This window comes from Hydrogenophaga sp. RAC07 (genome assembly GCF_001713375.1).
Classification (GTDB): Bacteria; Pseudomonadota; Gammaproteobacteria; order Burkholderiales; family Burkholderiaceae_C; genus Hydrogenophaga.
Window position 1 is genome coordinate 2660198 of the sequence record NZ_CP016449.1, and the last position, 11036, is coordinate 2671233.

Annotated in this window: 12 protein-coding genes; all 12 read left to right on the plus strand. The window is 62.9% G+C overall.

From position 1 onward, the window contains the following. Positions 1 to 69: 69 nt before the first annotated feature. The 12 genes from BSY239_RS12315 (at position 70) to asd (ending at position 10861) form a co-directional block, all read left to right on the plus strand. Positions 70 to 879, plus strand: coding sequence for a GntR family transcriptional regulator (locus BSY239_RS12315; protein WP_069047112.1), 810 nt, complete (start codon positions 70 to 72; stop codon positions 877 to 879). Between the two features lie 162 nt (positions 880 to 1041). Then, the gene (sdhC, locus tag BSY239_RS12320; RefSeq protein WP_069047113.1) at positions 1042 to 1473 is read left to right on the plus strand and encodes a succinate dehydrogenase, cytochrome b556 subunit; all 432 of its coding nucleotides are present in this window, start codon (positions 1042 to 1044) and stop codon (positions 1471 to 1473) included. 50 nt (positions 1474 to 1523) lie between these two features. Next, entirely contained in the window at positions 1524 to 1889 is a 366-nt protein-coding gene (gene sdhD / locus BSY239_RS12325; RefSeq protein WP_069047114.1) for a succinate dehydrogenase, hydrophobic membrane anchor protein, read from the plus strand. Between the two features lie 4 nt (positions 1890 to 1893). Continuing rightward, on the plus strand, positions 1894 to 3699 hold the full coding sequence (sdhA, locus tag BSY239_RS12330; RefSeq protein ID WP_069047115.1) for a succinate dehydrogenase flavoprotein subunit: 1806 nt from the start codon (positions 1894 to 1896) through the stop codon (positions 3697 to 3699). A gap of 94 nt (positions 3700 to 3793) precedes the next feature. Next, positions 3794 to 4498, plus strand: a complete 705-nt coding sequence (locus tag BSY239_RS12335; protein WP_069047116.1) for a succinate dehydrogenase iron-sulfur subunit — start codon at positions 3794 to 3796, stop codon at positions 4496 to 4498. Positions 4499 to 4516: 18 nt separating this feature from the next. After that, positions 4517 to 4834 carry an FAD assembly factor SdhE gene (locus BSY239_RS12340; protein ID WP_069047117.1) on the plus strand — a complete coding sequence of 106 codons (318 nt, stop codon included), beginning with the start codon at positions 4517 to 4519 and terminating at the stop codon, positions 4832 to 4834. A gap of 25 nt (positions 4835 to 4859) precedes the next feature. After that, on the plus strand, positions 4860 to 6170 hold the full coding sequence (locus BSY239_RS12345; RefSeq protein WP_069047118.1) for a citrate synthase: 1311 nt from the start codon (positions 4860 to 4862) through the stop codon (positions 6168 to 6170). A 127-nt stretch (positions 6171 to 6297) separates the two neighbouring features. Further along, positions 6298 to 7719: a 3-isopropylmalate dehydratase large subunit gene (leuC, locus tag BSY239_RS12350; RefSeq protein ID WP_069047119.1), complete on the plus strand. Its 1422-nt coding sequence runs from the start codon at positions 6298 to 6300 to the stop codon at positions 7717 to 7719. Positions 7720 to 7731: 12 nt separating this feature from the next. Beyond that, complete coding sequence (locus BSY239_RS12355; RefSeq protein WP_069047120.1) at positions 7732 to 7863, plus strand: entericidin A/B family lipoprotein; 132 nt, start codon at positions 7732 to 7734, stop codon at positions 7861 to 7863. Then, positions 7860 to 8510, plus strand: coding sequence for a 3-isopropylmalate dehydratase small subunit (gene leuD, locus BSY239_RS12360; protein WP_069047121.1), 651 nt, complete (start codon positions 7860 to 7862; stop codon positions 8508 to 8510). Before BSY239_RS12355 ends, leuD begins: the two co-directional genes overlap by 4 nt. Before the next feature lie 53 nt (positions 8511 to 8563). Continuing rightward, entirely contained in the window at positions 8564 to 9652 is a 1089-nt protein-coding gene (leuB, locus tag BSY239_RS12365) for a 3-isopropylmalate dehydrogenase (RefSeq protein WP_069047122.1), read from the plus strand. Between the two features lie 81 nt (positions 9653 to 9733). Continuing rightward, positions 9734 to 10861, plus strand: coding sequence for an aspartate-semialdehyde dehydrogenase (gene asd / locus BSY239_RS12370; RefSeq protein ID WP_069047123.1), 1128 nt, complete (start codon positions 9734 to 9736; stop codon positions 10859 to 10861). The last annotated feature ends 175 nt before the right edge of the window (positions 10862 to 11036 follow it).

Genomic DNA, 11036 nt, shown 5'->3' on the forward strand with positions numbered 1-11036 from the left:
ATTTGTCTTATGTCTTATATAAGATATGATTCGACGTTCGTGCGCCGCCTGCGGACGCATTCAAACACCATGGCCACGACCCCACCCAGCACCCCCGACGCACCCGCGAACGACGGCCGCACCGCGCCCGAGGTGGGTGCGTCCGAGCACAGCGCGCCGGCCTTCAGCCCGCTCTACCAGCAGATCAAGACGCTGATCCTGCGCAGCCTTCAGGCCAGCGAATGGAAGCCGGGTGACATGATCCCGAGCGAATTCGACCTGGCCGCCCGCTTCAAGGTCAGCCAGGGCACGGTGCGCAAGGCCATCGACGAACTCGCCACCGACAACCTGCTGGTGCGCCGCCAGGGCAAGGGCACGTTTGTGGCCACGCACTCCGAGCAGCACATCCAGTACCGCTTCCTGCGCCTGCTGCCCGACACCGGCTCGCTCGAAGACCAGGGCACGGCTGAGCGACGAATCATCGAATGCCGCCGCCTGCGCGCACCCGCCGAGGTGGCACGCCAGCTCGCCCTGCGCACAGGCGACCCGTTGCTGCAGGTCAAGCGTGTGCTCACCTTTGCCCAGGTGCCCGCCATCCTCGAAGAAATCTGGCTGCCTGGCGTGCCCTTCAAGGGGCTGACGCTGGAAACCCTGGCAGACGACAAGGGCCCCATGTACGCCTTGTTTGAAGCCCAGTTCGGTGTGCGCATGGTGCGCGCGGTCGAGAAGATCAAGGCCGTGGCCGCCGACAGCGAGACCGCCACGTTGCTGGGTGTGCCCGAGGGCTCGCCGCTGCTCAGCGTCGAACGTCTGGCCTTCACTTACAACGACACCCCGATGGAACTGCGGCGCGGGCTCTACCGCACCGACACCCGTCACTATCGCAACGAACTGAGCTGACTCGCCGCTGCTATGCCCTTGATAGCCCCGCGCCTGCATCCGGTGTCAGTCTCACGATTGGTGCGTTGCAATAGAATTTGACACCCGGTGGTTGCAGTTACCAACGCGTTACACCACCGACATCCCTTCCCCGCACCCCCTCTGCGCAAGAAAGTCCCCACCATGACCGAGTTGACCAAGAAGCGGCCCGAGTTCCGCAACATCAACGCATTCAAGGATCTGACCACCTACCGCCTGCCGCCCGCAGGCTGGGTGTCGATCCTGCACCGCGCCAGCGGTGGCCTGATGTTCATCCTGTTGCCCCTGATCGTCTGGCTGTTCGACACATCGGTGTCTTCCGAGATCTCGTTCGAACGCTTCAGCGGGGCCTTCTCGGCTGGCCTGGGCTTCGTGCCGGGCTGGTTCTTCAAGCTCGTGGTGCTGGCCCTGATCTGGGCCTACCTGCACCACCTGATTGCCGGTGTGCGCCACCTCTACATGGACGCGTGCCATGCGGTGAGCAAGGAGTTCGGCAAGTCATCGGCCATCGTCACGCTGGTCCTGAGCATTGGCCTAACCGTGCTGCTTGGCGCCAAGCTGTTCGGGTTGTATTGATTTGCGGGTCAGATCTTCAGCTCTGACCCCAACTGACTAGGAAATTGGATATGTCTGTCAACTACGGTTCCAAACGCGTCGTCACCGGCGCCCACTACGGCCTGCGCGACTGGCTCGCCCAGCGCATCACCGCCGCCATCATGGCGCTGTTCACCCTGATCCTGCTGGTGCAGGTGCTGTTCTCCAAGGGCCCGATCGGCTACGACAGCTGGGCCGGCATCTTCTCGGCCCAGTGGATGAAGGCCCTGACCTTCGCCGTCTTCCTCGCCCTGACCTACCACGTGTGGGTCGGCATGCGCGACATCTGGATGGACTACGTCAAGCCCGCAGGCATCCGCCTGGTGCTCCACGTGTTCACCATGGTTTGGCTCCTGTCCTGTCTGGGCTGGGCTGTTCAAGTTCTCTGGAGGCTCTGAAGCAATGACCGCTACCGCAAATCTTCCCAAGCGTCAGTTCGACGTTGTCATCGTCGGAGCCGGTGGTTCCGGCATGCGCGCCTCGCTGCAACTGGCGCGCGCCGGCCTCAAGGTGGCCGTGCTCTCCAAGGTGTTCCCGACCCGTTCGCACACGGTGGCCGCGCAAGGCGGCATCGGCGCCTCACTCGGCAACATGAACGAGGACAACTGGCACTACCACTTCTACGACACCATCAAGGGTTCCGACTGGCTCGGCGACCAGGATGCGATCGAGTTCATGTGCCGCGAAGCCCCCAAGGTCGTGTACGAACTGGAGCATTTCGGCATGCCCTTCGACCGCAACCCCGACGGCACCATCTACCAGCGTCCGTTCGGTGGCCACACCGCCAACTACGGCGAGAAGCCCGTGCAGCGCGCCTGCGCTGCAGCCGACCGCACCGGCCACGCCATGCTGCACACGCTGTACCAGCAGAACGTGCAGGCCCGCACCACCTTCTTTGTTGAATGGATGGCGCTTGACCTGATCCGCGACGCCAGCGGCGACGTGCTCGGCGTGACCGCGCTGGAAATGGAAACCGGCGAGACCTACGTGCTGGAAGCCAAGACCACGCTGCTGGCCACGGGCGGCGCAGGCCGCATCTTTGCGGCCTCCACCAACGCCTTCATCAACACCGGTGATGGCCTGGGCATGGCGGCACGCGCCGGCATCCCGCTGGAGGACATGGAGTTCTGGCAGTTCCACCCCACCGGCGTGGCCGGCGCCGGCGTGTTGCTGACCGAAGGCTGCCGTGGCGAAGGCGCGATTCTGCTCAACAGCGAAGGCGAGCGCTTCATGGAGCGCTACGCGCCCACCTTGAAGGATCTGGCGCCACGCGACTTCGTGTCGCGTTGCATGGACCAGGAGATCAAGGAAGGCCGCGGTTGTGGTCCGAACAAGGACTACGTGCTCTTGAAGCTCGACCACCTGGGCGCGGAAACCATCCACAAGCGCCTGCCTTCGGTGTACGAGATCGGCGTGAACTTCGCCAACGTGGACATCACGCGCGAGCCGATCCCCGTGGTGCCCACCATCCATTACCAGATGGGTGGCATCCCGACCAACATCAACGGCCAGGTCGTCACCCCCGATGGCAACGGCGGCCAGGCTGTGGTCAATGGTCTGTACGCTGTGGGCGAATGCTCCTGCGTGAGCGTGCACGGCGCCAACCGCCTGGGCACGAACTCGCTGCTGGATCTGCTGGTGTTCGGCCGTGCAGCCGGCAACCACATCGTGCAGTTCAACGACAAGAACAAGGTGCACAAACCATTGCCGGTGGACGCCGCCGACAAGACGCTGGCGCGCCTGGCCCGGCTGGACAACACCACCGGCGGCGAGTACGCGCAAGACGTGGCCAACGACCTGCGCGCCGCGATGCAGCAACACGCCGGCGTGTTCCGCACCCAGGCCAGCATGGACGAAGGGGTTGCCAAGATCAACGCCATGCGCGCCCGTGTGAACAACATCGCGCTGAAAGACAAGTCCAAGGTCTTCAACACCGCGCGCATCGAAGCGCTGGAAGTGGAAAACCTGATCGAGTGCGCGCAGGCCACCATGACATCGGCCGCCGCCCGCCACGAGTGCCGTGGCGCACACACGGTCAACGACTACGAGCGCCCCGCCGACGACGCGCAGTTCCCGCTGGGCCGCAACGACGCCGAGTGGATGAAACACACGCTCTGGCACAGCGCCGACAACAGCCTGACCTACAAGGCCGTGAATTTGAAGCCGCTGACGGTTGATTCCGTCCCTCCCAAAGTTAGAACCTTTTAAACACCCCGCGCGCCTTTGGCGCACCCCTCCAGGGGCGGCGCCTGCGGCCTGGCAAAGCCAGTTCCGCGGCGCCCTTGAACAAGAAGGAAACATCATGGCCAAACGCACATTCAAGATCTACCGCTACGACCCCGAGAAGGACGCCAAGCCCTACATGCAGACGATCGAGGTGGAGCTCGACGGTCACGAGCGCATGCTGCTGGACGCGTTGATGAAGCTCAAGGCGGTGGATCCCTCGATCTCGTTCCGCCGTTCGTGCCGCGAAGGCGTGTGCGGCTCGGATGCGATGAACATCAACGGCAAGAACGGCCTGGCCTGCCTGACCAACATGAACACGCTGCCCGGCGTGATCACACTCAAGCCCCTGCCAGGCCTGCCCGTGGTGCGCGACCTGATCGTGGACATGACGCTGTTCTTCAAGCAATACAACAGCATCAAGCCCTACCTGATCAACGACACCGTGGCACCCGAAAAGGAGCGCCTGCAGAGCCCCGAAGAGCGCGACGAGCTCAACGGCCTGTACGAGTGCATCCTGTGCGCGAGCTGCTCCACCAGCTGCCCCAGCTTCTGGTGGAACCCCGACAAGTTCGTCGGTCCCGCTGGCCTGCTGCAGGCCTACCGCTTCATCGCCGACAGCCGCGACCAGGGCACGGCCGAGCGTCTGGACAACCTCGAAGATCCGTACCGCCTCTTCCGCTGCCACACCATCATGAACTGCGTGGACGTCTGCCCCAAGGGTCTGAACCCCACCAAGGCCATCGGCAAGATCAAGGAAATGATGGTGATGCGCTCCGTTTGAGTGCCCCGATCCACTCGCATGAACACCGCACCCCACCCCGAACAAGCCACCGACGCAGCGCTGAACGCGCTGCTGGACGAGCGTGCCCTGAGCAAGCTGCGGTGGCGTTGCCGGCGTGGGCTGCTGGAGAACGACCTTTTCATCGAGCGATTCTTTGCTCGGTACGAATCTGGCTTGACGGTCCGTCAAGCCGATGCCCTGGGACTGCTGATGGACCTCTCCGACAACGATCTGCTTGATCTGTTGCTCGGCCGCAAGGCACCCCAGGACGATCTGGCCCGTGACGATGTCACCCGTGTGCTGGGCATGCTCCGTGCAACCCGGCAATCCGCTTAAGCCATTCCCAACAGAAGGAACCCGCATGAAACTCGTTGACAACAAAGCCACCCTGTCGTTCTCCAACGGCAGCCCCAGCGTGGACCTGCCGGTGTATGCCGGCAGCGTCGGTCCGGACGTGATCGACATCCGCAAGCTGTATGCACAGACCGGCATGTTCACCTACGACCCGGGCTTTTTGTCCACAGCCGCCTGCCAGTCGGCCATCACCTACATCGACGGCGACAAGGGCGAGTTGTTGTACCGCGGCTACCCGATCGAGCAGCTCGCCACGCAGTGCGACTACCTCGACACCTGCCACCTGTTGCTCAAGGGTGAGCTGCCCAACGACTCGGAGCGCCAGGCCTTCCACAAGCTCGTGATCAACCACACCATGGTGAACGAGCAGATGCAGTTTTTCCTGCGTGGCTTCCGCCGTGACGCACATCCCATGGCGGTTCTCACGGGCCTGGTCGGCGGACTGTCGGCCTTCTACCACGACAGCACGGACATCACGAACCCCAAGCACCGCGAAATCGCGGCCATTCGCCTGATCGCCAAGATGCCCACGCTGGTGGCCATGTCGTACAAGTACGGCATCGGACAGCCCTACATGTACCCGAAGAACGACCTGAGCTATTCGGGCAACTTCCTGCGCATGATGTTCGGCACGCCGTGTGAAGAATATGTGGTCAACCCCGTGCTCGAGCGCGCACTCGACCGCATCTTCATCCTGCACGCCGACCACGAGCAGAACGCCTCCACGTCGACCGTGCGCCTGTGCGGCTCGTCGGGCACCAACCCGTTCGCGGCGATCGCCGCCGGTGTGGCCTGCCTGTGGGGCCCGGCCCACGGCGGCGCCAACGAAGCCTGCCTGAACATGCTGGAAGACATCCAGCGCCAGGGTGGCGTGTCCAAGGTCGGCGAGTTCATGGAGAAGGTCAAGGACAAGAACTCCGGCGTCAAGCTCATGGGCTTTGGTCACCGCGTGTACAAGAACTACGACCCGCGCGCCAAGCTCATGCAGGAAACCTGCAACGAGGTCCTGCAGGAACTCGGCCTGGAGAACGACCCGCTGTTCAAGCTCGCCAAGGAGCTGGAGAAGATTGCGCTGGAAGACGAGTACTTCGTCTCGCGCAAGCTCTATCCCAACGTGGACTTTTACTCCGGCATCGTGCAGCGCGCCATCGGCATCCCGGTGAACCTGTTCACCGGCATCTTCGCTCTGGCCCGCACGGTCGGCTGGATTGCCCAGCTCAACGAGATGATTGGCGACCCCGAGTACAAGATCGGCCGTCCACGCCAGCTGTTCACCGGCTCGCCACGCCGCGACATCAAGCCGCTGGAAACGCGCTGATCCGCTTGCGTTGAACGCAGCGCCCGCGGCACCTCCCGGTGCAGCGGGCGTTTTTCATTCGGAGCCCGTAAAATCGAGGGCTCTCCAGTTTTCAGGATCGCCGCCAGCGATCATCAACGGAACCGCCATGGGACGCACGCTCTACGACAAGATCTGGGACGAACACGTCGTCCACACCGAAGACGACGGCACGTCCGTGCTCTACATCGACCGGCATCTGGTGCACGAAGTCACCAGCCCCCAGGCGTTTGAAGGACTGCGCCAGGCCGGCCGCAAGGTCTGGCGGGTGAGCTCGGTGGTGGCCACCGCCGACCACAACACGCCCACCACCGGCTGGGAACTGGGCTACGACGGCATCACCGACCCGATCAGCAAAGAGCAGATCACCACGCTGAACAGCAACATCGCCGAATTCGGCGCCGCCGCGTTCTTCCCCTTCATGTCCAAACGCCAAGGCATCGTGCACGTGATCGGCCCTGAAAACGGCGCCACCCTGCCCGGCATGACGGTGGTCTGCGGCGACAGCCACACGTCCACCCACGGCGCGTTCGGCGCGCTCGCGCACGGCATCGGCACCAGCGAGGTCGAACATGTGCTGGCCACGCAGACGCTGCTGGCCAAGAAAGCGAAAAACATGCTGGTGCGCGTGGACGGCCAACTCGCCAAGGGCTGCACCGCCAAAGACATCGTTCTCGCCATCATCGGCAAGATCGGCACTGCTGGCGGCACCGGGTACACCATCGAGTTCGGCGGCACCGCCATCCGCGCTCTGAGCATCGAAGGTCGCATGACGGTGTGCAACATGGCCATCGAAGGCGGTGCACGTGCTGGCCTGGTCGCGGTGGATGAAAAGACCATCGAGTACGTCAGGGGTCGCCCGCTCTCGCCCACGGGTGTGGAGTGGGACCACGCAGTGGCGTACTGGAATACGCTGCAGTCCGACGCCGACGCGAAGTTCGATGCGGTGGTCGAACTCGACGCCAGCAGAATCGTGCCGCAGGTCACCTGGGGTACCTCGCCCGAAATGGTGCTGGGGATCGACGGCAACGTGCCCGATCCCGACCGCGAAAAAGACGTCAACAAGCGCGGTGCCATCGAACGCGCCCTGACCTACATGGGCCTGCAGCCGGGCAAGGCGCTCGACGACATTTTTGTCGACAAGGTCTTCATCGGCTCCTGCACCAACAGCCGCATCGAAGACATGCGCGAAGCCGCGGCGGTGGTGAAGAAGCTCGGACAGAAGGTGGCCAAAAACGTGAAGCTGGCCATGGTGGTCCCGGGCTCTGGTCTGGTGAAAGCCCAGGCCGAGCGCGAAGGCCTGCACGAGATCTTCAAAGCCGCCGGCTTCGAGTGGCGCGAACCCGGCTGCTCGATGTGCCTGGCCATGAACGCCGACCGGCTTGAGCCGGGCGAGCGCTGCGCTTCCACCAGCAACCGCAACTTCGAAGGGCGCCAGGGCGCCGGCGGTCGCACGCATCTGGTTTCCCCCGCCATGGCGGCCGCTGCGGCTGTGCATGGTCATTTCGTTGATGTCCGTCAATTTGCCTGAAAGGAAGAGTTCATGAAATCGATCGCTACCCTCCTCGCTGCTGCTTTCGTGCTGGCCTTGGCTGGCTGCAACACCGTTCAGGGTGTTGGCCAGGACATCCAGAAGGGTGGGCAGGTGCTGGAAGACGCCGCCAAGAAAAAATGAACAAGTTCACTGTGCACAAGGGCCTCGTGGCCCCGATGGACCGGGAAAACGTCGACACCGACGCGATCATTCCCAAACAGTTCCTGAAGTCGATCCGCAAGACAGGCTTCGGCGAAAACCTGTTTGACGAATGGCGTTACCTCGACAAAGGCGAACCGGGACAAGATCCGGCCAGCCGCAAGCCCAATCCGGAGTTCGTGCTCAACCAGCCGCGCTATGCCGGTGCGTCGGTGTTGCTGGCACGCAAGAATTTCGGTTGCGGCTCCAGCCGTGAGCACGCGCCCTGGGCCATCGACCAGTACGGTTTTCGTGCACTCATCGCCCCCAGCTACGCCGACATCTTCTTCAACAACTGCTTCAAGAACGGCTTGCTGCCGATCCAACTGCCAGAAGCCCAGGTGGCGCAGTTGTTTGACGAGGTGGCGGCGTTCCCCGGCTATGAGCTCACCATCGACCTGGAGCGCCAGGTGATCGTGAAGCCCCAGGGCGAGGAGTTGCCGTTTGAAGTGCAGGCGTTTCGCAAGTTCTGCCTGATCAACGGCCTGGACGACATCGGCCTGACCCTGCGCTACAAGGACAAGATCGCCGCTTTCGAGGCCGAACGTCTGGCCACCAAGCCCTGGCTCCATCACACGATGCCGGTCTGACCCAACGAGAGACAACACCCTGGCCGGAGGTCGGGGTGAACCATTCACAACCCATGAAAATCGCAGTTCTTCCCGGTGATGGCATCGGTACCGAAATCGTCGCCGAAGCCATCAAGGTCCTTGACGTGCTCGACCTTCCCTTCGAGATGGAATCGGCCCTGGTCGGTGGCGCGGCTTACGAAGCCCACGGCCACCCGCTGCCCGAGTCGACCTTGAAGCTGGCGATGGAATCCGATGCAGTTCTGTTCGGTGCCGTGGGTGACTGGAAATACGACAAGCTCGACCGACCCCTGCGCCCTGAACAGGCCATCCTCGGTTTGCGCAAGCACATGGGCTTGTTTGCCAACTTCCGTCCCGCCATCTGCTACCCCGAGTTGGTGGGCGCTTCCAGCCTCAAGCCCGAAATCATCTCGGGCCTGGACATCCTCATCATCCGAGAGCTCACCGGCGACATCTACTTCGGCCAACCGCGCGGCCGCCGCGTGGCCACAGACGGCCACTTTCCCGGTGCCGAAGAAGCGTTCGACACCATGCGCTACAGCAAGCCGGAGATCGTGCGTATCGCGCACGTGGCTTTTCAGGCGGCCCGCAAGCGCAACAAAAAAGTAACCAGCGTCGACAAGGCCAACGTGCTGGAAACCTTCCAGTTCTGGAAAGACGTGGTGACCGAGGTGCACGCCGAGTACCCCGATGTGGAGCTCGAACACATGTACGTGGACAACGCGGCCATGCAGTTGGTGCGCGCGCCCAAGAAGTTCGATGTGGTGGTCACGGGCAACATGTTCGGTGACATCTTGTCCGATGAAGCGTCCATGCTGACCGGCTCCATCGGCATGCTCCCCTCGGCCTCGTTGAACACGAAGAACCAGGGCCTGTACGAGCCCAGCCACGGCAGTGCACCGGACATCGCCGGCCAGGGCATTGCCAATCCGCTGGCTACAATACTGTCCGCTGCCATGATGCTCCGTTTCTCACTCAACCAGCCCGCTGCTGCCGCCCGCATTGAAAGTGCGGTCAGCAGCGTGCTTGCGTCCGGCTTGCGCACGACCGACATCTGGTCGGAAGGCACCACGAAGGTCGGCACCCGCGAGATGGGTGATGCGGTCGTGGCTGCCATCACCAAAACGATTACCAAGGGCTGATCCAGCTCCGGTTCGTCACGCCCCCACCCGGCACGACGAGCCGGGGCTCAAAAGGTTTTTCAACTTTGAAAGGGCGTTGACATGAAACTCGTAGGACTCGTAGGCTGGCGCGGCATGGTGGGCTCGGTGCTCATGGACCGCATGGTCGCGGAAAGCGACTTTGACCTGATCGAACCGCTGTTCTTCTCCACCTCCAACGCGGGCGGCAAGGCCCCCACGATGGCGAAGAACGAAACCAGGCTGCAGGACGCGCACGACATCGCCGCCCTCAAGCGCTGCGACATCATCATCACGGCCCAGGGCGGCGACTACACCAGCGAGGTGTTCCCCAAACTGCGCGCTGCCGGATGGAATGGCCACTGGATCGACGCGGCGTCCACCCTGCGCATGGACAAAGAGGCCGTCATCATCCTGGACCCGGTCAACCTGCCCGTGATCAAGACCGCCCTGGGCAACGGCGGCAAGAACTGGGTCGGCGGCAACTGCACCGTGAGCTGCATGCTCATGGGTGTGGGTGCGCTGTACAAGGCTGGTCTGGTCGAATGGATGAGCACGCAGACGTATCAGGCCGCGTCGGGCGGTGGCGCACAGCACATGCGCGAACTGCTCACGCAGTACGGCACGCTCAACGCCGAAGTCAAAGCCTTGCTGGACGACCCCAAGAGCGCCATTCTCGAAATCGACCGCAAGGTGATCGCCAAGCAGCGCTCATTGACCGGCGCCGAGACAGCCAACTTCAGCGTGCCGCTGGGCGGCTCGCTGATTCCCTGGATCGACAAGGACCTGGGCAATGGCATGTCCAAGGAAGAGTGGAAAGGCATGGCCGAAACCAACAAGATTCTGGGATTGGGTGAAGGCTTCGGTTCGTCGGCCATCCCGGTCGACGGTTTCTGCGTGCGCGTGGGCGCCATGCGCTGCCACAGCCAGGCACTGACCTTCAAGCTGCGCAAGGACGTGCCGCTGGCCGACATCGAAGCCATGATCGCGGCCGACAACGCTTGGGTGAAAGTGGTGCCCAACACCCGCGAAGCCACCATCAAAGACCTGACGCCCGTGGCCGTCACCGGCACGATGACAATCCCGGTGGGGCGCATCCGAAAGTTGGCCATGGGTCCGGAATACCTGGGCGCCTTCACCATTGGCGACCAGTTGCTGTGGGGTGCGGCCGAACCGCTGCGCCGCATGCTGCGCATCCTGCTCGACGCTTGAGTGCAATGGGGGTCGGGTGCGAAAGGCGGCGGGACCCGGAAACAGCTGAAAAGGTTCGTTGCAAGTCAGCAACGTAAATTCAAGGGCCAAACACGACAAACGGTGGGCTGGGAAACTCAAGCGGATTCTCAGCTTGTCACCGTAATCCGTTGATGTTAAGGTCAAAATTAGGTTT

Coding starts and splice junctions, on each gene's coding strand:
- BSY239_RS12315 (WP_069047112.1), top strand. CDS start 70: ATGGCCACGACCCCACCCAGCACCCCCGACGCACCCGCGAACGACGGC.
- sdhC (WP_069047113.1), top strand. CDS start 1,042: ATGACCGAGTTGACCAAGAAGCGGCCCGAGTTCCGCAACATCAACGCA.
- sdhD (WP_069047114.1), top strand. CDS start 1,524: ATGTCTGTCAACTACGGTTCCAAACGCGTCGTCACCGGCGCCCACTAC.
- sdhA (WP_069047115.1), top strand. CDS start 1,894: ATGACCGCTACCGCAAATCTTCCCAAGCGTCAGTTCGACGTTGTCATC.
- BSY239_RS12335 (WP_069047116.1), top strand. CDS start 3,794: ATGGCCAAACGCACATTCAAGATCTACCGCTACGACCCCGAGAAGGAC.
- BSY239_RS12340 (WP_069047117.1), top strand. CDS start 4,517: ATGAACACCGCACCCCACCCCGAACAAGCCACCGACGCAGCGCTGAAC.
- BSY239_RS12345 (WP_069047118.1), top strand. CDS start 4,860: ATGAAACTCGTTGACAACAAAGCCACCCTGTCGTTCTCCAACGGCAGC.
- leuC (WP_069047119.1), top strand. CDS start 6,298: ATGGGACGCACGCTCTACGACAAGATCTGGGACGAACACGTCGTCCAC.
- BSY239_RS12355 (WP_069047120.1), top strand. CDS start 7,732: ATGAAATCGATCGCTACCCTCCTCGCTGCTGCTTTCGTGCTGGCCTTG.
- leuD (WP_069047121.1), top strand. CDS start 7,860: ATGAACAAGTTCACTGTGCACAAGGGCCTCGTGGCCCCGATGGACCGG.
- leuB (WP_069047122.1), top strand. CDS start 8,564: ATGAAAATCGCAGTTCTTCCCGGTGATGGCATCGGTACCGAAATCGTC.
- asd (WP_069047123.1), top strand. CDS start 9,734: ATGAAACTCGTAGGACTCGTAGGCTGGCGCGGCATGGTGGGCTCGGTG.